General features: G+C 74.2%; 27 protein-coding genes. 13 read left to right on the top strand and 14 right to left on the bottom strand.

The window, feature by feature from the left end:
* Positions 1-150: 150 nt before the first annotated feature.
* The gene (locus tag AWW66_RS00945; protein ID WP_067359369.1) at positions 151-1071 is read right to left on the bottom strand and encodes a sulfite exporter TauE/SafE family protein; all 921 of its coding nucleotides are present in this window, start codon (positions 1069-1071) and stop codon (positions 151-153) included.
* 209 nt (positions 1072-1280) lie between these two features.
* On the opposite strand from AWW66_RS00945, the gene AWW66_RS00940 reads away from it, so the two are divergent.
* Together AWW66_RS00940 and AWW66_RS00935 are read left to right on the top strand one after the other, a co-directional pair.
* Positions 1281-2258: a zinc-binding dehydrogenase gene (locus AWW66_RS00940; protein ID WP_067359368.1), complete on the top strand. Its 978-nt coding sequence runs from the start codon at positions 1281-1283 to the stop codon at positions 2256-2258.
* Entirely contained in the window at positions 2255-3658 is a 1404-nt protein-coding gene (locus tag AWW66_RS00935; protein WP_157527043.1) for an MFS transporter, read from the top strand. The genes AWW66_RS00940 and AWW66_RS00935 overlap by 4 nt, the downstream gene beginning before the upstream one ends.
* A gap of 85 nt (positions 3659-3743) precedes the next feature.
* Here the strand turns inward: AWW66_RS00935 and AWW66_RS00930 are convergent, their stop codons facing one another.
* The 3 genes from AWW66_RS00930 to AWW66_RS36280 all read right to left on the bottom strand — a co-directional run bounded on the left by AWW66_RS00930 (position 3744) and on the right by AWW66_RS36280 (position 5864).
* Complete coding sequence (locus AWW66_RS00930; protein WP_067359367.1) at positions 3744-4343, bottom strand: ATP-dependent Clp protease proteolytic subunit; 600 nt, start codon at positions 4341-4343, stop codon at positions 3744-3746.
* 147 nt (positions 4344-4490) lie between these two features.
* A complete protein-coding gene (locus AWW66_RS00925) occupies positions 4491-5237 on the bottom strand; it encodes a methyltransferase domain-containing protein (RefSeq protein WP_067359366.1) in 747 nt (248 codons plus the stop codon).
* 201 nt (positions 5238-5438) lie between these two features.
* Positions 5439-5864 (bottom strand): helix-turn-helix domain-containing protein, encoded by a 426-nt coding sequence (locus AWW66_RS36280; protein ID WP_067359365.1) that lies wholly within the window; start codon positions 5862-5864, stop codon positions 5439-5441.
* 249 nt (positions 5865-6113) lie between these two features.
* On the opposite strand from AWW66_RS36280, the gene AWW66_RS00915 reads away from it, so the two are divergent.
* On the top strand, positions 6114-7127 hold the full coding sequence (locus tag AWW66_RS00915) for a potassium channel family protein (RefSeq protein ID WP_067359364.1): 1014 nt from the start codon (positions 6114-6116) through the stop codon (positions 7125-7127).
* Positions 7128-7259: 132 nt separating this feature from the next.
* Here AWW66_RS00915 and AWW66_RS00910 read toward each other — a convergent pair whose 3' ends face one another.
* The 3 genes from AWW66_RS00910 to AWW66_RS35875 form a co-directional block, all read right to left on the bottom strand.
* Positions 7260-8294 (bottom strand): 2-oxoacid:ferredoxin oxidoreductase subunit beta, encoded by a 1035-nt coding sequence (locus AWW66_RS00910; protein ID WP_067359363.1) that lies wholly within the window; start codon positions 8292-8294, stop codon positions 7260-7262.
* Positions 8287-10131 carry a 2-oxoacid:acceptor oxidoreductase subunit alpha gene (locus tag AWW66_RS00905; RefSeq protein ID WP_067359362.1) on the bottom strand — a complete coding sequence of 615 codons (1845 nt, stop codon included), beginning with the start codon at positions 10129-10131 and terminating at the stop codon, positions 8287-8289. The genes AWW66_RS00910 and AWW66_RS00905 overlap by 8 nt, the downstream gene beginning before the upstream one ends.
* 253 nt (positions 10132-10384) lie before the next feature.
* Entirely contained in the window at positions 10385-10516 is a 132-nt protein-coding gene (locus AWW66_RS35875; RefSeq protein ID WP_281179549.1) for a hypothetical protein, read from the bottom strand.
* A gap of 220 nt (positions 10517-10736) precedes the next feature.
* Between AWW66_RS35875 and AWW66_RS00900 the strand changes: the two genes are divergently transcribed.
* Entirely contained in the window at positions 10737-11114 is a 378-nt protein-coding gene (locus tag AWW66_RS00900) for an NADH-quinone oxidoreductase subunit A (protein WP_067359361.1), read from the top strand.
* A 36-nt stretch (positions 11115-11150) separates the two neighbouring features.
* Here AWW66_RS00900 and folP read toward each other — a convergent pair whose 3' ends face one another.
* Positions 11151-12020 (bottom strand): dihydropteroate synthase, encoded by an 870-nt coding sequence (folP, locus tag AWW66_RS00895; RefSeq protein WP_067359360.1) that lies wholly within the window; start codon positions 12018-12020, stop codon positions 11151-11153.
* A 204-nt stretch (positions 12021-12224) separates the two neighbouring features.
* Here folP and AWW66_RS00890 point away from each other — a divergent pair, with 204 nt between their 5' ends.
* The 5 genes from AWW66_RS00890 to AWW66_RS00870 all read left to right on the top strand — a co-directional run bounded on the left by AWW66_RS00890 (position 12225) and on the right by AWW66_RS00870 (position 15647).
* Positions 12225-12947 (top strand): DivIVA domain-containing protein, encoded by a 723-nt coding sequence (locus AWW66_RS00890; RefSeq protein ID WP_067359359.1) that lies wholly within the window; start codon positions 12225-12227, stop codon positions 12945-12947.
* A complete protein-coding gene (locus AWW66_RS00885) occupies positions 12944-13462 on the top strand; it encodes an SRPBCC family protein (protein ID WP_067359358.1) in 519 nt (172 codons plus the stop codon). The genes AWW66_RS00890 and AWW66_RS00885 overlap by 4 nt, the downstream gene beginning before the upstream one ends.
* A 90-nt stretch (positions 13463-13552) precedes the next feature.
* Positions 13553-14134, top strand: coding sequence for a DNA-3-methyladenine glycosylase I (locus tag AWW66_RS00880; RefSeq protein WP_067359451.1), 582 nt, complete (start codon positions 13553-13555; stop codon positions 14132-14134).
* Between the two features lie 13 nt (positions 14135-14147).
* Positions 14148-14777 carry a hypothetical protein gene (locus AWW66_RS00875; RefSeq protein WP_067359357.1) on the top strand — a complete coding sequence of 210 codons (630 nt, stop codon included), beginning with the start codon at positions 14148-14150 and terminating at the stop codon, positions 14775-14777.
* 117 nt (positions 14778-14894) lie between these two features.
* Positions 14895-15647: an SDR family NAD(P)-dependent oxidoreductase gene (locus tag AWW66_RS00870; RefSeq protein ID WP_067359356.1), complete on the top strand. Its 753-nt coding sequence runs from the start codon at positions 14895-14897 to the stop codon at positions 15645-15647.
* 37 nt (positions 15648-15684) lie between these two features.
* Here the strand turns inward: AWW66_RS00870 and AWW66_RS00865 are convergent, their stop codons facing one another.
* On the bottom strand, positions 15685-16470 hold the full coding sequence (locus AWW66_RS00865; RefSeq protein WP_067359355.1) for an enoyl-CoA hydratase/isomerase family protein: 786 nt from the start codon (positions 16468-16470) through the stop codon (positions 15685-15687).
* Between the two features lie 3 nt (positions 16471-16473).
* Positions 16474-17292, bottom strand: a complete 819-nt coding sequence (locus AWW66_RS00860) for a PaaX family transcriptional regulator (RefSeq protein ID WP_067359354.1) — start codon at positions 17290-17292, stop codon at positions 16474-16476.
* 189 nt (positions 17293-17481) lie between these two features.
* Between AWW66_RS00860 and AWW66_RS00855 the strand changes: the two genes are divergently transcribed.
* The gene (locus AWW66_RS00855; protein ID WP_007455245.1) at positions 17482-17649 is read left to right on the top strand and encodes a DUF3117 domain-containing protein; all 168 of its coding nucleotides are present in this window, start codon (positions 17482-17484) and stop codon (positions 17647-17649) included.
* 153 nt (positions 17650-17802) lie between these two features.
* Positions 17803-19278, top strand: a complete 1476-nt coding sequence (locus tag AWW66_RS00850) for a leucyl aminopeptidase family protein (protein ID WP_067359352.1) — start codon at positions 17803-17805, stop codon at positions 19276-19278.
* 46 nt (positions 19279-19324) lie between these two features.
* Here the strand turns inward: AWW66_RS00850 and AWW66_RS00845 are convergent, their stop codons facing one another.
* Entirely contained in the window at positions 19325-19933 is a 609-nt protein-coding gene (locus AWW66_RS00845) for an O-methyltransferase (RefSeq protein WP_067359450.1), read from the bottom strand.
* Positions 19934-20535: 602 nt separating this feature from the next.
* Between AWW66_RS00845 and AWW66_RS00840 the strand changes: the two genes are divergently transcribed.
* Both AWW66_RS00840 and AWW66_RS00835 read left to right on the top strand, forming a co-directional pair.
* Positions 20536-21783 carry a S1C family serine protease gene (locus tag AWW66_RS00840; protein WP_245647805.1) on the top strand — a complete coding sequence of 416 codons (1248 nt, stop codon included), beginning with the start codon at positions 20536-20538 and terminating at the stop codon, positions 21781-21783.
* Between the two features lie 75 nt (positions 21784-21858).
* The gene (locus tag AWW66_RS00835) at positions 21859-22299 is read left to right on the top strand and encodes a twin-arginine translocase TatA/TatE family subunit (protein WP_067359350.1); all 441 of its coding nucleotides are present in this window, start codon (positions 21859-21861) and stop codon (positions 22297-22299) included.
* A 186-nt stretch (positions 22300-22485) separates the two neighbouring features.
* On the opposite strand, the gene AWW66_RS00830 is transcribed toward AWW66_RS00835, so the two are convergent.
* The 3 genes from AWW66_RS00830 to AWW66_RS00820 all read right to left on the bottom strand — a co-directional run bounded on the left by AWW66_RS00830 (position 22486) and on the right by AWW66_RS00820 (position 25657).
* The gene (locus AWW66_RS00830) at positions 22486-23631 is read right to left on the bottom strand and encodes an Mrp/NBP35 family ATP-binding protein (RefSeq protein ID WP_067359349.1); all 1146 of its coding nucleotides are present in this window, start codon (positions 23629-23631) and stop codon (positions 22486-22488) included.
* Positions 23632-23796: 165 nt separating this feature from the next.
* Positions 23797-24378 (bottom strand): DUF1003 domain-containing protein, encoded by a 582-nt coding sequence (locus tag AWW66_RS00825; RefSeq protein WP_067359449.1) that lies wholly within the window; start codon positions 24376-24378, stop codon positions 23797-23799.
* On the bottom strand, positions 24371-25657 hold the full coding sequence (locus AWW66_RS00820; RefSeq protein ID WP_067359448.1) for a magnesium transporter MgtE N-terminal domain-containing protein: 1287 nt from the start codon (positions 25655-25657) through the stop codon (positions 24371-24373). The genes AWW66_RS00825 and AWW66_RS00820 overlap by 8 nt, the downstream gene beginning before the upstream one ends.
* Between the last annotated feature and the right edge of the window lie 21 nt (positions 25658-25678).

Here is a 25678-nt window from a genome sequence, read left to right as displayed (position 1 = left end):
ACCCCGCCCCCGGGCCCGCGCGCCGGGCCCGCCGCCCGCGCCGGGCCGGGCTGTCCCCGGGCCGTGCTCCACCGGCACGACCGCCGGGCGCGACGCCGGACACGACGCCGGGGCCGGGGGAGTCCCCCGGCCCCGGCGTCGTCGGTCGGATCAGGCGGTCGGCGCGGGGATCTCCGCCTTGTCCTGCTCGGCGTGCTCGGCGGCCCGGCGGTCGGCCAGGTGCGCCCGGATCGAGTACGCCAGCGCGGCGGCCCAGACCAGCACGATGACGGCGTACGCGGTGTACCGGGTGCCGTCCGGCGCGTCGATCCAGTCGCTGCGCAGCAGGGAACGGCTGTTGGTCAGGATGATGATGCCGCCGACGGCGGAGCCGAGCACCCGGGGCGGGACGTGCCGGACCAGCCAGGCCGCGATCGGCGCGGCGATCACGCCGCCGATGAGCAGCGCGGCGACCCAGCCGAAGTCGATGTTCTCGCTGCCCAGGCCGACCAGGAAGCCGAGGCTGGCGGCGATGGCGATGAGGAACTCGCTGGTGTCGATCGAGCCGATGACCTTGCGGGGTTCGAGGCGACCGCTGGCCAGGATGGCGGGGGTGCCGACCGGGCCCCAGCCGCCGCCCCCGGTCGAGTCGACGAACCCGGCGACCAGGCCGAGCGGGGCGAGGAAGCGCTTGCGCAGCGGCTTGTGCAGGCGGTCGGTGGGCAGGCCGAAGGTGGTGAACCGGATCAGGATGTACAGACCCAGGGTCAGCAGGATCAGCGCCATCACCGGCGCGGCGACCTCGGTGGAGAGGCTGGACAGGAAGGTGGCTCCGGCGAACGCGCCGATCGCGCCCGGGATGCCGATCTTGATGACCACGGGCCAGTTGACGTTGCCGAAGCGCCAGTGCGAGACGCCGGAGGCCAGCGTGGTGCCGATCTCGGCGAGGTGGACGGTCGCGGAGGCGGCGGCGGGGTTGGTGCCGATGGCGAGCAGCAGCGTCGTCGACGTGACGCCGTACGCCATGCCGAGGCTGCCGTCGACGAGCTGCGCGCCGAGGCCGACCAGGGCCAGCATGATGAGTTTCCGCATGGTGGGGGTTCCTCCGGGGGGCGGTCCGGGCCGGGGCCGGCGGTGTGGCGCGGGGGGTGATCAAACTTGGGTTTGCCTACTTAATTAGTCGGGATTATGGGCCAGGTAGGTCCGGTAGGGCAACGGGCGATTCACGGAGTGGGACGTACACCACTGCGGTGGACCGGCGGGGTTGACCTCAGCCGGGGTTGAGGGTGTCGGATCGACGGATGCGAGCCATCCAGCTTCACGAGTTCGGTCCGCCCGGCAACCTCGTCCTCGCCGACCTGCCGGACCTGCGGCCCGGCCCCGGCCAGGTACGGATCCGGGTCGAGGCCAGCGGTGTGCACCTGCTCGACACCGGCCTGCGCCGGGGCGAGACCGGCGGCCCGATGCCGCCGCCCCGGCTGCCCACCATCCCCGGCCGCGAGGTCGCCGGGACCGTCGACGAGACCGGGACCGGGGTCGACCCGACCTGGCGGGGACGGCGGGTCGTCGCCCACCTCGGCATGGTGCCCGGCGGATACGCGGAACAGGCCGTCACCGCCGTCGACACCCTCTTCGAGGTGCCCGAGCACCTCGGCTTCCCCGAGGCGGTGGCGGCGGTCGGCACCGGGCGTACCGCGCTGGGCGTGGTCGAGGCGGAGCCACCGACCGCCGACGACGTCGTCCTCGTCCCCTCGGCGGCCGGCGGCATGGGCTGGTTGCTGGCCCAGGCGGCCCGCCGCGCCGGGGCGACGGTGGTGGCCGCCGCCCGGGGCGCGGACCGCGTCGGGCGGCTGCGCGACCTCGGCGCGGACCTGGTCGTCGACTACGGCCGGGCCGACTGGGCCGACCGGATCCGGCAGCAGACCGCCGGGCTGACCCTGGTGTACGACGGGGTTGGCGGCGAGGTCGGCCGGACCGCCCTGGAACTGCTCGCGCCCGGTGGCCGGCTGCTGATGTTCGGCTGGTCCGCCGGCGCGCCCACCCGCTTCGACACCGACGACGTGGTGGCCCGGTCGCTGACGGTCGGCTGGCTCGGGCAGCGGATCCGCGCCCTGCCGGGTGGCATCCCCGGCCTCGCCGGCCGGTCCCTGCGGCTCGCCGCCGACGGCTGGTGGCAGCCGCTGGTCAGCACGTACCCGCTGGCCGACGCCGCCACCGCGCACGCCGACCTGGAGAACCGGCGGGCGCTGGGCAAGGTCGTCCTGACGGTCACCCGATGAGTCCCACCGCCGGCGGCCCGACCGGCCCCACCCCGGCCCCACCCACCGCCGGCCCCACCGGCGACCCGGCCCCGGCCGGCACCGATTCCACCGGCGGGGCGGCGGGCAGGGCCGACCCCGGCGCGCCGGCCGGGGGAGCGGGCGCCCGGCTGGTCCGGCCGTTCCGGCGGTCCGGGTACCGGTGGCTCGCCGCCACGCTGGCGTTGAGCACCTTCGGCAACGGGGTGTGGTCGATCGCCCTGGTCTGGGAGGTGATCCGGATCGGCGGCGGCCCGACGGCGCTCTCCGTGGTGGCCGGGGCGGCGGCGGTCGGCCTGGTGGCCTGTTCCCTGCTGGGCGGGGTGGTCGCCGACCGGGTGCCGCAACGGCTGATCCTGCTCGTCGTCGGGGTGGTGCAGACCGGGGCGGCGGGCGGGGCGGCGCTGCTCTCCGCGCTGGACGTGACCCGGGTCTGGCACCTGGTCGCGGTGTCGACGCTGGTCGGGGTCGGCAGCGCCTTCTTCTATCCGGCGTACTCGGCGTGGGTGCCGTCCCTGGTCCCCCCGGCGGACCTGCTGGCGGTCAACGGCTTCGAGGGCATGATCCGGCCGACGCTGCGGCAGGCCCTGGGGCCCGGCGCGGCCGGGCTCGCCGTCGGCGCGCTCTCGGAGGGGGCGGCGCTGGGCATCGCCGCCGCCGCGACCGCGCTGACCGTGCTCACCCTGCGGGCGATCCCCGCCACCGCCCCGGCCCGCCCCGACCCGACCGACGGGGAACCGCCCGCGCCGGGGGTCGCCGCCGTCCTCGCCGACCTGCGCGCCGGGTTCCGGATCCTGGTCCGGACGCCGTGGCTGCTCGCCACGCTGATCTTCGGCTGCCTCATGGTGCTGGCCATGATGGGCCCGCTCCAGGTGCTCGTCCCGTTCCTGATCAAGGAGCGGATGGGCGGCGGGGCGGCGGAGCACGCGTACGTGATGGCCGCCTTCGGCGTCAGCGGCGCGCTGGCCTCCCTGGTGACGGCGGCCCGCCCGCTGCCCCGCCGGTACCTGACCTTCATGATCATGTTGTGGGGCGCCGGCTGCCTGCCGTTCGTCGTCATCGGCACGGCGCGGCACCTGTGGCAGGTGGTGGCCGCGGCGACGGTCCTGGGGGCGGCCTTCTCCGCCGCCACCGTCCTGTGGGGGACCCTGCTGCAACGCCGGGTGCCGGCGCACATGCTCGGCCGGGTCTCCTCGCTGGACTTCTTCGTCTCGATCAGCCTGTCGCCGGTGTCGATGGCGCTCGCCGGCCCGCTGGCCGAGGCCATCGGGCTCGGCCCGACCTTCGCGGTTGCCGGGATCGCCCCGGTGCTGCTCGCCGGGGTGGTGATCGTCTGGGCGCGGCTGCCCGCCGACGAACGCCGCCACCCACTCGACGGGTGAGCCGGCACCGGGCGCGGCCGGGGGAGCCGACCGGCCGGCACCGGGGGGCCGCCGCCGGCACCCCGCCGACCGGCGGGCCGGGCGGTCACCGCTCGGCGAGTTGGTCGGCGTGCGCGATCACCTGGTCGACCAGGCCGTACTCGCGGGCCTGTTCGGCGGTGAACCAGCGGTCCCGGTTCCAGTCCCGCTCGATCTCCTCGACACCGCGACCGCTGTGCTCGGCGATCAGCCGCTGCATCGTCCGCTTCACCTGGAGCATGTTCTCGGCCTGGATGGTGATGTCGGCGACCGTGCCGCCGAAGCCGCCGGAGGGCTGGTGCATCAGGATCCGCGAGTGCGGGAGCGCGTACCGCTTGCCGGCCGTCCCCGCACAGAGCAGGAACTGCCCCATCGACCCGGCCAGGCCGAGGGCGAGCGTGGCGACGTCGTTGCGGACGTACCGCATGGTGTCGTAGACGGCCATGCCGGCGCTGATCGAGCCGCCCGGCGAGTTGATGTAGAGGACGATGTCCCGCTCGGCGTCCTCGGCGGCGAGCAGCAGCATCTGGGCGCAGATCCGGTTCGCCGACTCGTCGGTGACCTCGGTGCCGAGGAAGATGATCCGTTCCCGCAACAGCCGCTCGAACACCTGGTCACCGAAGGACGGCTGCCCGCCGTCCAGCATCCGCACGTCGTACCCGGTCATGCTGGGCCTCCTCCCACCGTGCCGGTGGGCGGGCCACGCCGCCCGGGGTACCGGCCCCACCAGCGTGCGACCGGCGCGGACCCGGCGACGAGGCTTTCTGCCGGGGGCAGATCTGCCCCCGGCAGAACCGGGCCGGAGCCCGCGGCGTCAGCGGCCGATCAGGGCGAAGACCCCCCAACCGAGGTGTTCGCGCTGGTACCGGGTGTAGCGGACGGGTTCGGTGCGCAGCTCGGCCCGCACCTCGGCGGCCAGGTCGTCGTCGGGGTTCCCGTCGAGCCAGCGGCGGAGGTTGAGCCACTGTGCCGCCTGGTACCGGTCCCAACTGTCCTGATCGGCCAGCACCATCTCCACGACGTCGTACCCCAGGTCGCCGAAGCGCGCGACCAGCTCGGGCAGCACCAGGAAGTCGTCCGCGTCGCCGGCGAGGCAGGCCCTGGCGGTCTCCTGGTCCGGCACCTGCTGACGCCAGTACGGCTCGCCGACCAGCATCAGGCCGCCGGGGCGGAGACTGCCGGCCAGCAGGTCGACGGTGCCGGCCACGCCGCCGCCGATCCAGGTGGCGCCGACGCAGGCGGCGAGGTCGACCGGCTCGTCCGCGACGTACCCGGTGGCGTCGCCGTGCACGAAGGTGACCCGGTCGGCGACGCCGAGTTCGGCGGCGCGGGCGCGGGCCTGCGTGGTGAACACCGTGCTGATGTCCACCCCGGTCCCGGTGATCCGGTGGTCCCGGGCCCAGGTGCACAGCATCTCGCCCGACCCGCTGGCCAGGTCGAGCACCCGCGTCCCGGGGGCCAGGTGCAGCGCCCGGCCCAGGGCGGCGAGCTTGTCAGGGGTGAACGGGTTGTGGATGCGGTGGCTACTCTCGCGGATGGTGAAGATGCGTGGAAGATCCACGGAAGGTGCTCCTCGGGTCTGCTGCGGTCAGGGCGCGGGGGAGGGACAGCCGACCGGAGTCGGCCGCCGTGGCTCGGACCGTCATCAACACACCTCGCTCAGCACGGACACCACCAGAACAGGGGCAACGTAGCCCTCCCGGGGCGGCGCCGCCACCGGTTTCGGGCCCCTGCCGCACCCCGAGCGGACCTGCGACCCCGGCTAGACCAGCACCAGCGGCCGTCGGCCCACGCCGGCCCGACCACAGTGCGACAACCCGGGGGTACGCGGACCGAGCCGGACCGACCCGCCGGCCCCGTCGCCCCGGCCGGCCGGGGCCCGCTCCAGGCGGGCCAGGCCCACCCGGACGACCTCGGGGTGAGCGGTCGTGCGGGGCCCGACCGGCACCCGCGGCTCCACCCGGCGCAGGTCGTCGCGGGCCTCCTCCAGCAGGTCCGACAGGTGGATGCCCAGCGCCCGGCAGACCGCCGCCAGCACCTCGGAGGAGGCCTCCTTGCGCCCGCGCTCCACCTCGGAGAGGTACGGCACGGAGACCCCGGCGGCCCCGGCCACCTCACGCAGGGTGCGCCCCTGCCGCCGCCGGAGCCGACGCAACACGTCACCGATCACCCGTCGCAGCAACGACATGTGGCCCTCACCTTCACCGGTCGTCAACGGGACAGTCCCATCATGCCGGCTGCGACCCGTTCGCGTTGTCCCGCGACCCGCCGGCCGTCACGCTGCGTCGTGGACCTCTGGCGGTCCGCCGAGTTCCGTCCGGCCGGCTGGCCCGTCCGGCGGGCGGCGCGGGTCCGGACCGTGAACCTCGCCGTGCGGAGATCGCACCAACCGCTATGTTGTGCACGTGCACTCGACCGCAGTGGCCAAGGCCCGAGGGTGATCCATTTTCCGGCGCAGCGGCGTGGCCCGCTCAGCGCCCTCAGCCTGCGGCTGGCCGCCGCCGTCGGCCTGGTCTTCGCCGTCGTCGCCGTGGTCTACCTGGAGCGGGACGGCTACCGGGACGTCAACGAGGACGGCGTCACCCTCCTCGACTCCTTCTACTACGCGGTGGTGTCGCTCTCCACCACCGGGTACGGCGACATCACCCCGGTGAGCGACTCGGCGCGGCTGGTGAACGTCGTGTTCATCACCCCGGCCCGGGTGCTCTTCCTGATCATCCTGGTCGGCACCACGCTGGAGGTGCTGACCGAGCAGTACCGGACCGGCCGCCGACTGTCCCGCTGGGGGAGAACCGTGAAGGACCACGTCATCATCTGCGGCTACGGCACGAAGGGGCGCAGCGCGGTCTCGGCCCTGCTGGAGAACGGCATGGACAAGTCCCGGATCGTGGTGGTCGAGCGCAGCGGGCCCGCCCTGCGCCAGGCCACCTCGGCCGGGCTGGTCGCCATCGAGGGCTCGGCGACCCGCTCGGCGACCCTCAACGAGGCGCACGTCCGCAGCGCCAAGGCGGTGATCATCGCCACCGACAGCGACGACGCGTCGGTCCTGGTGGCGCTGACCGTCCGCCAGTTGACCGCCGGTCAGGTCCGGATCATCGCGGCGGCCCGGGAGGCCGAGAACGCCCCGCTGCTCAAGCAGAGCGGCGCGCACCACGTGATCGTCTCCTCGGCGACCGCGGGCCGGCTGCTCGGCCTCTCCACCTCCGCGCCGCCGCTGATCGATGTGGTCGAGGACCTGCTCACCCCCGGCCAGGGGATGGCCCTGGCCATGCGCTCCGCCGAGCGCCAGGAGGTGGGCCGTTCCCCGCGTGAGCTGGAGTGCCTGGTCATCGCCCTGGTGCGGCGCGGCAAGGTGGTCACCCTGGCCGACCGGGCCGGCGCGGTCATCGAGACCGGCGACATGCTGGTGTACGTGCGCGACGACCGCCCCCAGCCCGCCACCACCGCCTGACCGGCACCGACAGACCGACCCAGCAGGGCCGGAACCAGCAGGAGCCCCGTGACCGTCAGCGCCTCCTGACCGGCAACGACGCGGTGGCCGCCCCGAGCGGGACGGCCACCGTGTCGTTCAGGCGCTGGGGGCTCAGACGATCGTCCAGGTGTCACCGCTGGCCAGCAGGCCGGCGAGCTGCTGCTCGGGCGTCTCGGTCTGCGCCGCCGTGGCGTCGGCCACCTGCTGCTGCACCACGCTGTCGTAGGTGGGCCGGCGGACCGAGCGGAACACCCCGATCGGGGTGTTGCGCAGGTCCAGGCCGGGCAGCCGGGACAACGCGAAGGCGTACGCCGGGTCGGTGACCCCCGCGTCGTGCACCACGATCTGCTCGGCCGGGGTCTCCGCCGTCGGGCGGACCTCCAGGCCGAAACCGCCCGGCGGGTGGACGACGCAGTACTCCCCGTCCTTGCCGAAGGTGATCGGCTGCCCGTGCTCCAGCCGGATCAGGTGGTCGTCCCGGACACCCGGGTCCTTGAGCTGCTCGAACGCGCCGTCGTTGAAGATGTTGCAGTTCTGGTAGATCTCCACGAACGCCGAACCCTCGTGCTCGGCCGCCGCGCGCAGCACCGACTGGAGGTGCTTGCGGTCGGAGTCGATGGTCCGGCCGACGAAGGACGCCTCCGCGCCGAGCGCCAGCGAGATCGGGTTGAACGGGGCGTCCGCCGACCCGGCCGGGGTCGACTTGGTGATCTTGCCGACCTCGGAGGTGGGCGAGTACTGCCCCTTGGTCAGGCCGTAGATCCGGTTGTTGAAGAGCAGGATCTTCAGGTTGACGTTGCGGCGCAGCGCGTGGATCAGGTGGTTGCCGCCGATCGACAGCGCGTCGCCGTCCCCGGTGACCACCCAGACCGACAGGTCCGGCCGGGACACCGACAGGCCGCTGGCGATCGCCGGGGCGCGGCCGTGGATCGAGTGCATCCCGTACGTGTTCATGTAGTACGGGAACCGCGACGAGCAGCCGATGCCGGAGACGAAGACGATCCGCTCCCGGGGGATGTTCAGCTCCGGCATGAACTGCTGCACGGCGGCCAGGATCGCGTAGTCACCGCAGCCGGGGCACCAGCGCACCTCCTGGTCGGACTTGAAGTCCTTCGCGGTGAGCTTGAGGGCGACGGGCTCAGACATTCTTCAGGACCTCTTCCAGCGTCGTCTCCAGCTCGGCGGCCGTGAACGGCAGACCCCGGACCTGGTTGTAGCCGATCGCGTCGACCAGGTACGTGGCCCGGATCACGTGGGCGAGCTGGCCGAGGTTCATCTCGGGGATGACCACCCGGTCGTAGGAGCGCAGCACCTGACCGAGGTTGGCCGGCATCGGGGCCAGGTGCCGCAGGTGCGCCTGGGCGATGGACAGGCCACGCTGGCGCAGCGCCCGGCAGGCGGCGCCGATCGGCCCGTACGTCGAGCCCCAGCCGAGCACCAGCACCCGGGCGTCGCCGTCCGGGTCCTCCACCTCGACGTCCGGCACCGGGATCGTCTCGATCCGGGCCGCCCGGGTCCGCACCATGAAGTCGTGGTTCGCCGGGTCGTACGAGATGTCGCCGGTCTTGTCGGCCTTCTCCAGGCCGCCGATGCGGTGCTCCAGCCCCGGGGTGCCCGGGATGGCCCACGGCCGGGCCAGCGTCACCGGGTCCCGCAGGTACGGCAGGAACGCGCCGTTGTCGCCGTTGGGCTCGGTGGCGAACTCGACCCGCAGGTCGGGCAGGGAATCCACGTCCGGCAGCAGCCACGGCTCGGAGCCGTTGGCGACGTAGTTGTCCGACAGCAGGATCACCGGCGTGCGGTAGGTCAGCGCGATCCGGGCCGCCTCCAGGGCGGCGTGGAAGCAGTCCGCCGGGGACTTCGGGGCGACCACCGCGACCGGGGCCTCGCCGTGCCGGCCGAACAGCGCCATGTTCAGGTCGGCCTGCTCGGTCTTGGTCGGCATGCCGGTCGACGGCCCGGCCCGCTGCACGTCGACGATGACCAGCGGCAGCTCCAGCGCCACGGCCAGCGAGATGGTCTCGCCCTTGAGCGCCACGCCGGGACCGCTGGTGGTGGTGATGCCGAGCGCACCGCCGTACGACGCGCCGAGCGCCGCGCCCACCGCCGCGATCTCGTCCTCGGCCTGCATGGTGGTCACGCCGAACCGCTTGTGCTTGCTCAGCTCGTGCAGGATGTCCGAGGCCGGGGTGATCGGGTACGCGCCCAGGAACACCGGCAGCCCGGAGCGGACCCCGGCGGCCACCAGGCCCAGCGAGAGCGCCGCGTTGCCGGTGATGTTCCGGTACGTCCCCGGCTGCATCTTCGCCGGCTTGACCTCGTACCGGACGGCGAAGTCCTCGGTCGTCTCGCCGAAGTTCCAGCCGGCCCGGAACGCCGCGATGTTCGCCGCGACCAGCTCCGGGCGCTTGGCGAACTTGCGCTCCAGGAACCGGATCGTCGACTCGTACGGCCGCGAGTACATCCACGACAGCAGGCCGAGGGCGAACATGTTCTTGGCCCGCTCGGCGTCCTTCTTGGAGATGGCGTGCTCGGCCAGCGCGCCGACCGTCATTGAGGTCAGCGCCACCGGGTGCACCGCGTACCCGTCGAGCGAGTCGTCGTCCAGCGGGCTGGTGGCGTACCCGACCTTGGCCAGGTTGCGCTTGGTGAACTCGTCGGTGTTGACGATGATGTCCGCGCCCCGGGGCAGGTCCACCAGGTTGGCCTTGAGCGCCGCCGGGTTCATCGCGACCAGCACGTTCGGCGAGTCACCGGGGGTCAGGATGTCGTAGTCGGCGAAGTGCACCTGGAAGCTGGACACGCCCGGCAGGGTGCCGGCGGGGGCCCGGATCTCGGCGGGGAAGTTGGGCAGCGTCGAGATGTCGTTGCCGAGCTGCGCCGTCTCCGAGGTGAACCGGTCACCGGTGAGCTGCATGCCGTCGCCGGAGTCCCCGGCGAACCGGATGACCACCCGGTCGAGCTGACGGATCTGCTTGCTCACGCCTGCACCTCGCTTCGCTGCGCGCGGTCCCCCGGGCGGCTGAACATGATGGTGACCTCGCCTTGCCCGGTCACGTGACCTCCTCGACGACCCGCTGCGCCGGGTGCCCGTGGCTGGGCCCGGCCCCGCTGTGTACCTCTCCCGAGAAGCGTACGTCCCGCAACGCGCCCGGTAACCGTGGAGGTCCGACGACTGGGAACGGAAAACGAGAGTTTTACCGCTGTTTTGCCTTGTTCAGCGTCGTGAGGGTAATTCAGATCACCGCTGCGGCGGCCGGGTCACCCGCCGGGGCGACCGCACGGCCCCGGGCCGTCGGGCTCCGGGAGGCGACGGCGACCCCGGTGCCGTGGGACGCCGCCGTCGCCTCGTCCGGTTCCAACGCCACGGTCGACAGCGGCACCGCCGCCGTCGCCGGTGACCGGTGCGCTCCGGCGACCGGGGACCGCCTGCGGAGGCGAGCCTCCGAGGGGGTCCGGCGACCTCCGGGACCGTGGGATGGAGACTCATTATTCGGTACCGATCGCCGTTGAACAGCGGTCCCGTCGGAAACAAATGCGTAACGTGTTCGGGACGGCTGCGCTGTGCGCCCGGTAGGCTGACCCACCGTGACCGGCTACCTCGGCTCGTACGCCACGCTGGGCCTGCTCCTGCTCGCGAGCGTCCTGTTCTTCCTCGTGGCGTTCGGGGCCAACCGGCTGCTGCGGCCGGCCCGCCCGGCCGACCCCGTGAGCAAGCGGACCACCTACGAGTGCGGTCTCGACCCGGTCGGCGGCGACTGGGCGCAGATGAAGATCCGGTACTTCGTCTACGCGTACCTCTACCTGCTCTTCGCGGTGGAGGCGGTCTTCCTCTTCCCCTGGGCGGTGATCTTCGCCCGGCCCGGCTTCGGCCTGGTCACCGTGGCCGAGATGGCGGTCTTCGTCGCGGTGCTGGCGCTGGGCATCCTCTACGCCTGGCGGAAGAACATCCTCCGCTGGAGCTGACCCGTCCGACGCGGCCCCCGTCGGGGGACTGACCCGTCAGGCCAGGCCGCGACGGGTCCGGGCGGGCGGCCGGTCGCCCCGGACCGAGGCCACCATGTCCAGCACCCGCCGGGTGGGCAGCACCTGGTGCGCCCGGAACACCCGGGCCCCCAGCCAGGCCGAGACGGCGGTCGCGGCCAACGTCCCCTCCAACCGCTCCGGCACCGGCAGGTCCAGCGTCTCGCCGACGAAGTCCTTGTTGGAGAGCGCCACCAGCAGCGGCCACCCGGTGGCGGTCAGCTCGTCCAGCCGGCGGGTGATCTCCAGGCTGTGGCGGGTGTTCTTGCCGAAGTCGTGCGCCGGGTCGATCAGGATGCCGTCGCGGCGTACCCCCAGGGCGACCGCGCGCTCGGCGAGCCCGGTCACCGTCGTGACCACGTCGGCCACCACGTCGTCGAAGGCGGCCCGGTGCGGCCGGGTCCGGGGGGCGAGCCCACCGGCGTGCGAGCAGACCAGCCCGGCCCCGGTCTCGGCGGCCACCCGGGCCAGCGCCGGGTCGGCCCCGGACCAGGTGTCGTTGAGCAGGTCGGCCCCGGCGGCGACGGCCTCCACCGCCACCTCGGCCCGCCAGGTGTCGATGGAGATCACCACGTCGGGGAAGGCGGCCCGGACGGCGGCGATGGTCGCCACGGTCCGGCGGATCTCCTCGGCCACGTCGACCTCGACCCCGGGGCCGGCCTTCACCCCGCCGATGTCGATGATCTCCGCGCCCTCGGTCACCGCCCGCTCCACCGCGCGCAGCGCGCTGTCCGCCGCGTAGGTGGCCCCCCGGTCAAAGAACGAGTCCGGGGTGCGGTTGACGATCGCCATCACCACCAGCTCACCGGGGGCGAAGGTCCGCCCACCCAGCCGGAGCGCCTCGGCCATGCCCGCCTCCTGATCCTGGTCGACCCGATCCCGGCAGACCGGTCCGCTGTCGGCAGCGGGCTGCCCTGCCGGCCCGCCGCGTCGCCGGTTGGTGCCGACGCTAGCCGGTGCGCCTGCGGGGGTCGGGCACCGGTCCGCGTACTGATCTGGATCCATAGGGTGGGAGGACTCGCTCCGGGCCGGTCGGCATGCCACGATCTGTCCATGGGTCAGGTTCTCCTGCTGTTGGTCGTGGCGTTGACCGTCGGCGCGGTGGTGTTCGGGGTGACGGTCGTGGTCACCGGTCGGGATCCCGGTCTGGTGCCGGTCGAGCCGGACGGGCGGGCCGTGCCGCTGCCCGGTGGCCGCCCGCTGCGGGAGTCAGACGTGGGGACGGTCCGCTTCGACACCGCGCCGCGTGGGTACCGGATGGACCAGGTCGACCAGGCGCTGCGCCGGGCGGCGTACGACGTCGGCTACAAGTCCGAACTGATCGAGGTGCTGGCGGCCGAGGTCGCCGCGCTGCGCGACGGGCGGACCGACGAGGCGGAGGCGCTGCGCCGGACCCGGGAGCAGGCGGTCGCCGGCGCGGCCGGCCCCCGTCCGGCCGGCCCCGACCTGCCCCCCGGCTCGGCGCTGGCCGGCGGCCCGGCGGCCGGCGAGCCCACGGTGACCGGTGCGGCCGGCGAGCCGGCGGAGACCCGCGTGGCCGGCGAGCCGGCGGTGACCGGCCTGGCCGACGAGCCGGCGCGGGCCGCCGCCGACGAGCCGACCACCGTCGAGGTGCCACCCCGCACCACCCTGACGCCGGAGCCGGCGGGCGGGGCGGAGCCGGGCACCCCGTCGGAGCCGACCGCCCAGGCGGCGGCCGACAGCCGGCCGGACCCGGCGACCCGACCGGCCTCGGACGCCCGCTCGGAGCCGGTCGGCCGGTCGGAGCCGGCGTGACCCCGACGGCGGGCGGCGGCTCCCCGGGCGCGGAGGGCGCGGGCTTCCGTGAGGCGGCCCGGCCCGGTTCCGGCGAGGTCACCGCGACGGTGATCGTCGACGCCCCGGCGGAACGGGTCTTCGCGGCCTTCACCGCCTGGGAACGACAGTCCGAGTGGATCCCCTTCACCCGGGTACGGATCGTCGAGGGCGACGGCGGCGAGGGCAGCCTGATCGAGGCGGTCACCGCCCTCGGCCCGGCGGCGCTGCGCGACGAGATGCGGGTGGTCCGGGTCGACGCCCCGTACGAGGTGGGCGTGGTGCACTGCGGCAAGCTGCTGCGCGGCCCCGGGGTGCTCCGCTGCACCCCGCTCGCCGAGGGCCGTACCCAGGTCGTCTGGCACGAGTGGTTCCACCTGCCGGGCGGTACGGCGGGCCGGGTCGCCTGGCCGGTGGTCTGGCCCGGCTCCAAGTTCAGCCTGACCCAGGCGTTGCGCAAGTTCGGCCGGCTGGTGGAGCAGGGCCGGCTGCCCTGACTGTGAGGTTGGCCCTGACCCTGCGACCCGGGTCGCACCCCGGCCCCACGGACGGCGGGGACGTCGGTGGGGTGGCCTAGCGTGGTACCCGTGACTGACCTGGTGATCGGTGCCGACGGGCTGCCCCGCTGCGGCTGGGGGGCGGGCACCCCGGACTACGTGACCTACCACGACGAGGAGTGGGGCCGGCCGCTGCGCGGCGACGACGCCCTCTTCGAGCGGATCACCCTGGAGGCGTTCCAGTCCGGGCTCTCCTGGCTGACCATCCTGCGCAAGCGGCCGGCGTTCCGGCTCGCCTTCGACGGCTTCCGGATCGAGACCGTCGCCGGCTACGGCGAGCCCGACGTCGAGCGGCTGCTCGCCGACGCCGGCATCGTCCGGAACCGGGCCAAGATCGAGGCGGCGGTCCACAACGCCCGCGCCGCGCTGGCCCTGCCCGACGGGCTCGACGCGCTGCTGTGGTCCTTCGCCCCGCCGCCCCGGGCGGCCCGGCCCCGGTCGGGCGCGGAGGTGCCGGCGCTGACCGGGGAGTCCACCGCGCTGGCCAAGGACCTGAAGCGGCGCGGGTTCCGCTTCGTCGGGCCGACCACGGCGTACGCGCTGATGCAGGCCACCGGGATGGTCGACGACCACCTGGCGGGCTGCCACGTCACCGCCGTTCCGGCGGCGTGATGGGATTGACCCCATGACGGACACCGACCACCGTGGCACCGGCCGGCACCGGGCGGCCGACGACCTCGGCGGCGCCGCCTGGGCGGTGCTGCTCCCGGCCGACCGCTACGACGCCGAACGCCTGGTGCACCACGACACGCTGGAGCTGACCGGCCCGGACGGCCCGGCCCGCCCGCGCCCCGGCGACCCGGTCGCGGTGCTGGTCGACGAGCCGCCCCGCCTGGTCGCGCTCGGGCGGGTCGCCGGAGCGCCCGGCCAGCGGCGGGAGGACCCGGAAGACCCGCAGTCGGAGGTGACGCCGGCGTCGCTCGTGGTGTCGTACACCCGGCGGGCCTTCGACGAGCCGGTGCCGCTGCCCGGGGTGGTCCTCGACGCGCCGGTCAGCGCCCTGGCCCCCGGCGCCTGGCAGGACCTGGCCGACCGGCTCGGGCCACCGCCGGAGCGGCGGACCTGGCTGGTCAGCCTGGACCTGCCGATCGAGGCGGCGACGGCGGCCGAGGCGGTCGGCCTGTTCTGGTCGTACGTGCAGGAGCTGGGCCCCCGGGAACTGCCCGCCTACGTCTCCCCGTCCGGCGACGAACTGGCCATGCAGGCCTTCGTCCTCGGCGCCGAAGCCAACCAGGACCCCGAAGAAGACGACTGACCCCCGCCCCGCCCCCGACCCGTCTCCCGGTCGGGCCGCAGGTTTGGGTGGGGCCGGTCCGGTTATGCGGGCGGGCGGGGGTCGGCGCCGGGTCGGGCCTGTGCGGAAGGGGGACCGATGCGGTTTCGGGACAGGGTCGTGTTCGTCACCGGTGGTGCCTCCGGGCTCGGGGCGGCCACCGCCCGGCGGTTCGCCGCCGAGGGCGCCCGGGTGGTCATCGCCGACATCGACACCGGGCGGGCCGAGCAGGTCGCCGCCGACCTGCCGGACGCCCTCGCGGTCACCGTCGACACCGGCGACGCCGCCTCGGTCGAGCAGGGCGTCGCGGACGCGGTCGGGCGGTACGGCCGGCTCGACGTGATCTTCAACAACGCCGGCATCGACGGCCGACAGCAGGTGCTGCACGAGATGGACCTGGAGAACTGGGAGCGGGTCCGCAGGATCAACGGCGACGGGGTCTTCTACGTCCTCAAGTACGGCATCGAGGCGATGCTGCGCGGGGGCGGCGGCGCGATCGTCAACACCTCGTCGACCGCCGGGCTGACCGCCCAGGACAACATCTCCCCGTACACCTTCACCAAGGCCGGGGTGGTCGGCCTGACCCGGTCCGCCGCCGTGGAGTACGCGGCGCGCAACATCCGGGTGAACGCGGTGGCGCCGACGGTGGTGATGACCCCGCTGGTGGAGAACTTCATCCAGGGTGCCCCGGACCCGGCGGCGATGCGCGAGCGGATGGAGTCGTTCAACCCGAAGCCGGGCATCCCCACCCCGGACGACGTGGCCGGGGTGGTGCTCTTCCTCGCCTCCGACGACGCCGCCTGGATCACCGGGCACACCGTCCCCATCGACGGCGGCTACGTGGCCCGCTGAGGCCCCGGTGGACCGGGGTCCCGGCCGGAGCGCTGCCTCAGCGGCCCTCGAAGACCGGCTTCCGCTTCTCGACGAAGGCGTGGGTGGCCGCGTGGTGGTCGGCGGTCGCCCCGCAGATCGCCTGCGCCTGCGCCTCGGCGGCCAGCGCGTCGGTGAGGGTGCCGGCGTCGGCGATGGAGAGCTGCCGCTTGATCGCCCCGTACGCGACGGTCGGGCCGGCGGCCAGCCGGGCGGCCAGCTCCTGCGCGGTGGGCAGCACCTGCTCGTCGTCCTCGACCAGCCGGGTGAGCAGGCCCAGCCGGCTCGCCTCCGCCGCCGGCACCGGCTCGGCCAGCATCAGCAGCTCGACCGCCTTGGCGTGACCGACCAGCCGGGGCAGCGTCCAGGAGGCGCCGGTGTCCGCGGCGAGCCCCACCCCGGCGAAGGCCATCAGGAAGCGGGTCTTCGGGCCGCCGATCCGGAAGTCGGCGAGCAGGGCCAGCGACGCGCCGGCACCGGCGGCCATCCCGCGTACCGCCGCGACCACCGGCTTGGGCAGGTGGGCCAGCCGGGCCGCGATCGGGTTGTAGTGCGCCAGGACCGTGGCCAGCGGGTCCGGCCCGGCCAGGGCGTCGACGTGCTCGCGCAGGTCCTGCCCGGCGCTGAACGCGGTCCCCGCCCCCGCCAGCACCACCGCCCGGCAGGTGCGGTCCTGCTCCAGCTCGGTCAGGGCCTCCCGCAACGCCTCCTTCAGGGCCACGTCGAGCGCGTTCAACGCGGTCGGGCGGTTCAGCGTCAGGGTGACGACGGCGTCGGTGCGGTCGACGAGCAGGGGCTCGGTCACGGGCTAACGACCCTTCTGTCGGGGGAGGCGGGTCCCGGCGTCGAGGCACTGCTCGACGTACCGGTCGGCGGCCGGCCGCAGCCGGGCCGCGTGCCGGTCGAAGAAACTGGCCGCGCTGGTGCCGGGCCACTTCTCGGGCAGCAGCGCCGGGGGCAGCTGCGGGTCCCGGAACAGGAAGGTACGCCACGCGTGCACGAGCTGGAACCGGGCCGCGTACGCCTCCTCGTCCGGGCTGCGCACGGTCACCCCGGTCAGCAGCGGACGCTGGTCGGCGACGAACCGCTCGTACGCCCGGCCGATCTCGGTCAGGTCCCAGGCGCGGCGGACCAGGCCCATCGCGCCGGGGGTGCCGGCGGCGTGGGTGGCGGTGAACCGCTCGTACCGGACGCCCGACTCCTCCAGCAGCAGGTCGACCTCGTCCGCGGTCCGGGTCGCCACCCAGGTCTGTTCGTCCAGCGTGCCGTACCCGAGGAAGGTCAGGTTGGCGGCGAGCCGCTGCCGGTCACGGCGGCCGGTGGGCGGTTCGAGGACGAGCAGATCGAACCGTCCGTCCCAGTTGATCCGGCCCGTCCGGTAGATCCGGGCTGCCGCTTCGTCCAGTCGCCGGGCGGCTTTCGGTGTGATCGAATACCCCGGCCCGGAGGAGAGCCGGAGCGGGTCGAGCCACCCCTGCCGGACCATCCGGGAAACGGCGGTTCGCACCGCCGGTGGCGCAATTCCCAGCGGTGCGAGCAGCTTGACCAGGGAAGCGACCGGTGCGCGGCCACCCCTGGTCCGTAGGTGGTCGCCGTACAGGTCGAAGAGTGCCGACCGTGCCTGCATGACCGCACATTGTGACAGGGCTTCCCAAGATATGCTAGACGCTGTTACATCCTTGCTGCGTCAGTTTGGGTCCGGCGGTGTTCATCAGGGAAAATCGTTGGTCGACACCCCGCGAAGGCTGCGGTGGTCATTGCGATGGAGGCTGTGGGGCAACCCACCGACCCTGGTGTAGGTCTGAGGGGAGACAACATGGCGGCGATGAAGCCGCGGACGGGCGACGGTCCGCTGGAAGTCACCAAGGAGGGCCGGGGCATCGTCATGCGAGTCCCGCTGGAAGGTGGTGGCCGGCTCGTCGTCGAGATGACTCCCGACGAGGCCAATGCGCTCGGTGACGCGCTGAAGGCAGCCGCGGGCTGACCGAGGCACGGTCCGGGCGACCGTCGTCGTGCGGACGGTTCGCCAACCCCTGAGCCACCGGCGCCGCCGGTGGCTCAGGGTTCTTCATCCTCATCCAACCGGACGTGGGGCGCGGTGCGTGCGCCCCACGCATATCTGGAGGTACGGACCAGCGTGCTGGCCTTCCGCCTGGTGGCCGAGCCGGACCGGCTCGACACCCTCGTGCTGCCCATCCGGCTCGACGCGGTGGACCGCGACGACACCCCCGGGGCGGTGCTGCCGGCCAGCACGCTGGCCCTGCCCGACGAGGTGCGCGCCGAGGTCGACGCCCTGATCCCGGCCGCCCGGTGCACCGGCCGGGCGGGTGAGTCGGCGACCCACCTGCGGCTGGCGCAGGCCCCCGGCCGGTTGCTGCTGATCGGCGTCGGCGACGGCGACGAGGCCGGCTGGCGGGCGGCCGGGGCCACGCTGGCCCGGTCCGCCGCCGAGCAGGAGCACGTCACCGTGGCGATGCCGGCCGACGCCACCGCCGAGGCGGTCCGTGGGCTGGTCGAGGGGCTGCTGCTCGGCTCGTACCGGTTCCGGCTCACCGAGGCCGGGAAGCGGCCGGCGCTCGCCGCCGTCGACATCGTGGTCGCCGACCCGGCCGCCTGCGCCGGCGCCGCCGAGACCGCCACCGTCACCGCCCGGATGACCCGCCTCGCCCGGGACCTGACCAACACCCCCTCCTCGACGAAGAACCCGCAGTGGTTCGCCGAGCAGATCGAGGCCGCCGCCACCGGTCAGCCCGGCCTGCACCTGCGCGTCCGCGAGCCCGACGAGCTGGCCGCCGAGGGGTTCGGCGGGCTGCTCGCGGTGGGCACCGGCTCGGCCAGCGGCCCCCGCCTGCTGGAACTGGGCTGGCAGCCGCCGGACGCCCGCACCCACGTGGTCCTGGTCGGCAAGGGCATCACCTTCGACACCGGCGGGGTCTCCATCAAGCCCCTGGCCGGCATGAAGCTGATGCGCAAGGACATGGCCGGTGGGGCAGCCGTCGCCGCCGCCACCCTGGGCGCGGCGGCGCTGGGCCTGCCGGTCCGGGTCACCACGCTGGTCCCGCTCGCCGAGAACATGGTCAGCGGCCGGGCCTTCCGCCCCGGCGACGTGGTCCGCCACTACGGCGGCCTGACCAGCGAGACCACCAACTCCGACGCCGAGGGCCGGCTGGTGCTCGCCGACGCCATCGCGTACGCCGTCGCCGAACTCGCCCCCGACCTGCTGGTCGACCTGGCCACGCTGACCGGGGCCAACGCCGTCGCCCTGGGCCCCCGCACCGCCGCGCTGTACAGCGAGAACGACGACCTGGCCGGCGCGCTGGTGGCGGCGCTCGGCGCGGCCGGGGAGAAGGCCTGGCGGATGCCGCTGCCGGCCGACTACGTGGAGTACCTCGGCAGCGAGATCGCCGACCTGTACAGCGCGCCGACCCAGGGGGCCGGCTCGGTCACCGCCGCGCTGTTCCTCCGTGAGTTCACCGGGGACCTGCGGGAGCGCTGGGCGCACCTGGACATGTCGGCCCCGTCCTGGGCGGGCGGCGACGACGCCGAACTGACCAAGGGCGCCACCGGCTGGGGCGTCCGGGGCCTGCTGCGCTGGCTGGCCACCCTCGACTGACGGCGGGCCGGGTCGGGCCGCCGGCCCGACCCGGCTGACCGGCGGATCAGCAGCGGACGGCGGCGAGCAGGCCGTGGCCGACCGGCAGCAGGGCCGGGATCCAGTGCTCGGACTCCCGGATCGCCTTGATCGACTCGCGGACGGTCACCGTCTCCGCGTCCCGGGCGGCCGGGTCACCGATCCGGCCACCGGCCAGCGCGCCGTTGAGGACGAGCACGCCCCCCGGTCGGAGCAGCCGCAGGGCGGCGTCCACGCAGGCGTTGAAGCCGGTCGCCTCGGCGTCCACGAAGACCAGGTCGTACGCGCCGTCGGCGAGCCGGGGGAGCACGTCGAGCGCCCGGCCCGTGATGATCCGGGTACGCCCGGCGGGGAAACCGGCCTGGGCGAAGATCCGGCGGGCGATCCGCTGGTGCTCCACCTCCACGTCGATGGTGGTCAGCACCCCGTCGGGGCGCATCCCGCGCAGCAACCAGACACCGCTGACCCCGGTGCCGGTGCCGATCTCCACCACCGCGCGGGCGTTGCCGGCGGCGGCGAGCAGCCGCAGCGCCGCCCCGGCGCCCGGGGTGACCGCGTCGACCCCCACCTCCAGGGCGAGACTGCGGGCGGTCCGCGCGACGATGTCCTCGGTGACGTACGACTCGGCGAACTGGATGCTCTGGGCCGTCGAACTGCCGGAACCGGCGACCGTGGCGATGGGACACCTCCGGGCGGCGAGAGTGGTGCAGGGGTGGGTTGGCGCTATGAGCCTAGATGCGGGCGCAAACGGGTGCCGCCGGGGCGGTCCCAGCCGCAACCGCTGACCCCATCCGGCACTTCCGTGCAATCCTGGAAGCGGTCTCCCGTCGGCCGCGACCGGTCCGGCTCGTCGCCGGGACGCGCGGTGGGGGACCGGGGACGGAAGTGGGAGGCACCGACGTGACCGACGGCTGGGACTGGCGCCAGCCCGGGGGAACTCCGGCACCGGCGGGACCGCCGGCAGCCGGGGCCCCACCGGCAGGGCCGCCGACGGGGCCGCCGACCGAGGCCGGTATGCCTCCGGCGGCGGAGGCACGATTCGGGCCGGCTCCGTCGGCACCACGCTACGGCCCGGCGCCGTCGGCAGCCTCCGGCTACGGCCCGGCTCCGTCGGCAACGTCCGGCCACGGCCCGGCGTCGGCGGCAGCCGGCTACGGCCCGGCGACAGCGGCCGGCTACGGCCCGGCGTCGTCAACGGCCGGTCACGGGCCGGTGCCGGGCGGGTACCCGGTCGGCGGGGTGTCCCCGCTGCCGCAGGCCGCCCCGGTGACCTCGGGCGGGCCGGCCTCGCCCTGGTGGTCCGACGCGCTCGCCGACCCGTGGCGGGACCCGGCCGCGCCCACCGCCGTGGTGGTACGGACCCCGCCGGCCGGCGGCACCGAACCGGAACCGGTCAGCGACCCGGACGCCCCGGGCCGGCTCAGCCTGCGGCACCTGCTGTTCATCCCGCTGATCACCGCCCTGCTCGCCGGCAGCCTGGGCGGGGCGATCGGGTACGCCTTCGCGGTGCGGGGCGGGGCCGGTGCCACCACCGTGCTCGGCGCCGGTTCCGCCGAGCCCCCGGCGCTGGCCCAGCGCCGCCCGGAGTCGCTGGCCGGGGTCGCCGAACGGGTCCTGCCCAGCGTGGTGACCGTCCGGGTGAGCGGCGTCGGCGGCACCAGCGAGGGCTCCGGCTTCGTGGTCAGCGCCGACGGCCACGTGATCACCAACGACCACGTGGTGGCCGGCGGGACGGGCCGGGCGTCGGTGGTCTTCCACGACGGCAGCACGGCCTCGGCCACCCTGGTCGGCCAGGACCCGGAGTCGGACATCGCGGTGATCAAGGTGGCCCGGACCGGCCTGCGCCCGGTGGAGTTCGGCGACTCCGACGGCCTCGCCGTGGGGGACCCGGTGCTCGCCATCGGCTCGCCGCTCTCGCTGGCCAACACGGTCACCGCCGGCATCGTCAGCGCCCTCGACCGGACCATGCAGGCGGGCGAGCCGGGTGGCCCGGTGCGCTACTACGCGGCCATCCAGACCGACGCCGCGGTCAACCACGGCAACTCCGGCGGGCCGCTGGTCGACGGGGCGGGCCGGGTGATCGGGGTCAACTCGACGATCAAGTCGCTGGTCGCCGAGGGGCAGGAGGCGGGCAACATCGGCCTCGCCTTCGCCATCCCCATCAACCAGGCCAAGCGGGTCACCCAGGACATCATCGGCACCGGCAAGGCCCGCCGTACGGTGATCGGGGCCCAGGTCGGTGGCCCGGGTCAGGCCACCGGCGCGGGCGTACGCCTGGCGGCGGTGGAACCGTCCGGCCCGGCGGCCGGCGCGGGCCTGCGCTCCGGCGACATCATCCTCAAACTCGCCGGGCGGCCGATGAACGAGCCGACCGACCTGATCGCCATGGTCCGCAAGTTCGCCCCCGGCTCGGTGGTGACGGTGGAGTACCGGCGTGGATCGAGTCGGCAGAACGCCTCGGTGACGCTGGCGGCGGACGCCAAGTAGCGACCGGTCACCCCCTCCCCGACCGGCCCCTGACGTGCGTAGTCTTGCGGAGACGCCGATGAGGAGGCCCGCGCAGTGTTCGAGAACCTGAACTGGTGGGAGATCGGTGCGCTACTGCTGCTGGCGCTGCTGATCTTCGGTGACCGGCTGCCCCAAGTGATCAGCGACGGCCTGCGGATGGTCCGCAACCTGCGCAACATGGCGAACACCGCCACCACCGACCTGAGCCGGGAGCTGGGCACCGACATCAAGCTGGAGGACCTGCACCCCAAGGCGTTCATCCGCAAGCACCTGATCTCCGAGGAGGACGAGCAGGCGATCCGCAAGCCGTTGCAGACCGTCTACGACGACCTCCGCGCGGACGTCACCGGCGTGCACGACGAGCTCAAGGAGGTGGCCTCCGCCGCCGACCTGCGCTCGACCGGCGGCACCTCGACCACCACGTCGAGCGCCCCCGCCGCCGCACCGGCCCCGACGCCCGCCCCCCGGGCGCGCAGCTACGACGACGCCACCTGACCCCCGCCGCACACGTTCCGAGGGGTACGGCAGACCGCCCGGAAGCGGCAGACCGCCCGGAAGCGGCAGCCTGACCGCCCGCCGGAGCCGGCCACAGCGCGAGCCGCAGCGGTGCGGACGGCGCGGCCGGCGTACCCGGTGTCGGGTCGCCGGCCGCGAACGCGCAGACGGTGGATCAAGGGCGGGTCAGCGACCGGCCGGCTTGAGCCCGAGCGGCTTGCCGAGCAGCGACTCCCGCCGGAGGGCGAGCCGGTCGGCGACCTGCCCCAGCGCCCGGGCGGCCGGGGACTCCGGCTCGGCCAGCACGATCGGGGTGCCCCCGTCGCCGGCCTCCCGGACCCGGGTGTCGAGCGGCACCTGTCCCAGCAGCGGCACCTGCGCGCCGATCGTCCGGCTCAGCGAGTCGGCCACGGTCTGGCCGCCGCCCGCGCCGAAGATCTCCATCCGGGAGCCGTCCGGCAGCTCCAGCCAGGACATGTTCTCGATGACGCCGACCACCCGCTGGTGGGTCTGCAACGCGATCGCGCCGGCCCGCTCGGCCACCTCGGCGGCGGCGGCCTGCGGGGTGGTCACCACCAGGATCTCGGAGTTCGGCAGGAGCTGGGCCAGGGAGATCGCCACGTCGCCGGTGCCCGGCGGCAGGTCGAGCAGGAGGACGTCCAGGTCGCCCCAGTAGACGTCGGCGAGGAACTGCTGCAACGCCCGGTGCAGCATCGGGCCGCGCCACACCACGGCGGCGTTGCCGGCGGTGAACATCCCGATCGAGATCACCTTCACGCCGTGCGACTCCGGCGGCATGATCATGTCCTCGACCCGGGTGGGGCGGCCGTCCGCCCCGAGCATCCGGGGCACCGAGTGGCCGTAGATGTCCGCGTCGACCACGCCGACGGAGAGCCCCCGGGCGGCCAGCGCGGCGGCCAGGTTCACCGTCACGCTGGACTTGCCGACGCCCCCCTTGCCGCTGGCGACCGCGTACACCCGGGTCCGGGAGCCGGGCTGGGCGAACGGGATGACCGGCTCGGCGGCCCCGCCCCCGCGCAGCTTCGTCTGGAGCTCCTGGCGCTGCTCCTGGCTCATCACCCCGAACTCGATCTCGACACCGGTGACGCCGGGCACCGCGCCCACGGCCTCGGTGATGTCGGAACGCAGTTTGTCCTTCAGCGGACAACCGGCCACGGTGAGCAGCAGCTCGACCCGGACCACGCCGTCGTCGCCCACCTCGGCGGAGCGGACCATGCCGAGGTCGGTGATCGGCCGGCGGATCTCCGGGTCGTTGACGGTGGCCAGGGCGGCCTGGACGGCGTCCGCGACGGTGCTGACGGGTGCTGACATGACCGCAATGCTACGTCGGCGGCCGGCCGGGGCGTCCCGACCGGGGCGCGGGTGTGAGCGAAATCGACGTCGGCCGAGGGGTGGACGGCTCTGCCCAACCAGTGGGACGATCGGGGCGGACGCCGCCCGCCTGGCCCCTTGAGGCAGGCGGCGTCCGCGATCCGGTCAGTCGCCGTCCAACTCGTCGCGGGGCTCGTCGAGGCCCTCCCGGCCGCCGGCACGGTGGGTGACCCGGTCCTGCTGGCGGCGGTCCAGCCGCTGCCGCCGCTCGTTCGCCTCGTCCAGCTCCTCGGCCAGCCGGGCCAGCTCCGAGCGGAGGAAGTCCCGGGTCGCCACCTCACCCATCGCGATCCGCAGCGCCGCGATCTCCCGGGCCAGGTACTCGGTGTCGGCCTTCTGCATGGTCGCCCGCCGCCGGTCCTCCTCCAGCGCCACCCGGTCCCGGTCCGCCTGCCGGTTCTGCGCCAACAGGATCAACGGCGCGGCGTACGACGCCTGCAACGACAACACCAGGGTCAGGAAGGTGAAGGTGTACGGGTCGAAGCGCCAGTCCGGCGGGGCCAGGGTGTTCCAGCCCAGCCAGATGCCGATGACGATCGTCATGTAGACGATGAACATCGCCGTACCCATGCCCCGGGCGATCCCCTCGGACCAGCGCCCGAACGCCTCCGGGTCGATCCGGGGCAGGCGGATGCCCCTCGGCTCGCGCGGCTGGTCCAGCCGCTGGGGCCGACGCTGCTCAGTCATCGGCACCGTCCCGGGCCGGGCCGGTCAGGACGCCCTCCACCGGGGCGTCCCGGTCCCGCCAGTCCGGCGGCAGCGACTGGTCCAGCACGTCGTCCACGGTCACCGCGCCGACCAGCCGGTTGTTCTGGTCGATCACCGGCATGCCGACCAGGTCGTAGGTGGCCATCCGGCGGGTGATCTCCGGCAGCGGGGTGGCCGGGCGCAGCGGGTCGATGTCGTTGACCACCAGCCCGCCGAGCAGGTCCGCCGGGGGCTCCCGGAGCAGCGCCTGGAAGTGCACCATGCCCAGGTACCGCCCGGTCGGGGTGGTCATCGGGGCGCGGGTGACGAAGACCTGCGCGGCCACGGCGGGGGAGAGCTGCTGCTCCCGGATCCGGGCCAGCGCCTCGGCCACCGTGGCGTCCGGCGGCAGGATGACCGGCTCCGAGGTCATCACGCTGCCGGCCGTACCCGGCGTGTACTTCAGCAGTTGCCGCACCGGGTCGGCCTCACCCGGGCGCATCAGGTCCAGCAGCACGTCCTGCTCCGGCGGGGACAACTCGTTGAGCAGGTCGGCGGCGTCGTCCGGGTCCATCTCCTCCAGCACGTCGGCGGCGCGTTCCCGGTCCAGCGCGGCGAGGATCTCCACCTGGTCGTGCTCGGGCAGCTCGCTGAGCACGTCCGCGAGCCGCTCGTCGTCCAGGGCGGCGGCCACCTCGTTTCGCCGGGCGTCCGGCAGGTCCTGGAGGGCGTTGGCCAGGTCGGCCGGGCGCATGTCCTCCAGCACGGCGAGGAGGTTGGCGGTGCCCCGGGCGTCGGCGATCCCGGTCAGCCCCCGGACCCGGTCCCACTCCACCTGGTGCAGGTGGCCCCGCCGGGCCAGCCGGCCGGCCTGCTCGCGGACCGCGACCCGGCTCAACGACCACTCCCCGCCCCGGGAGCACTCCATCGCCACGTCGACCACCGTGCCCGCCTGCCCGCCCGGGTCGAGCTGCACCCGACGGTCCAGCATCTCCTCCAGCACCAGCAACTCGTTGGGGCGCTTCTCGAACCGGCGCAGGTTGAGCATGCCGCTGCCCAGCACCACCGCGTCGGCGTCGATCGAGGTGATCCGGTTGATGGAGAGGAAGATCCGGCGCCGCATCGGCATCTCGGCCACCAACCCCACCACCTCCGGCGGGCGCTGGGTGGCGCGCAGCCGGGCGACCGCGTCACGGACCCGACCCACCTGGTCACCGTTGGGGTCGAAAACCGCCACCCCGGCGAGACGGGCGAGGTAGACCCGGTTCGGCGTACTCACGGCCACCAGCCTAAGCGCCTA

Origin of the sequence: Micromonospora rosaria, assembly GCF_001567585.1 — a bacterium.
GTDB lineage: Bacteria > Actinomycetota > Actinomycetes > Mycobacteriales > Micromonosporaceae > Micromonospora > Micromonospora rosaria.
This window is presented reverse-complemented; position numbering and strand designations above follow the sequence as displayed.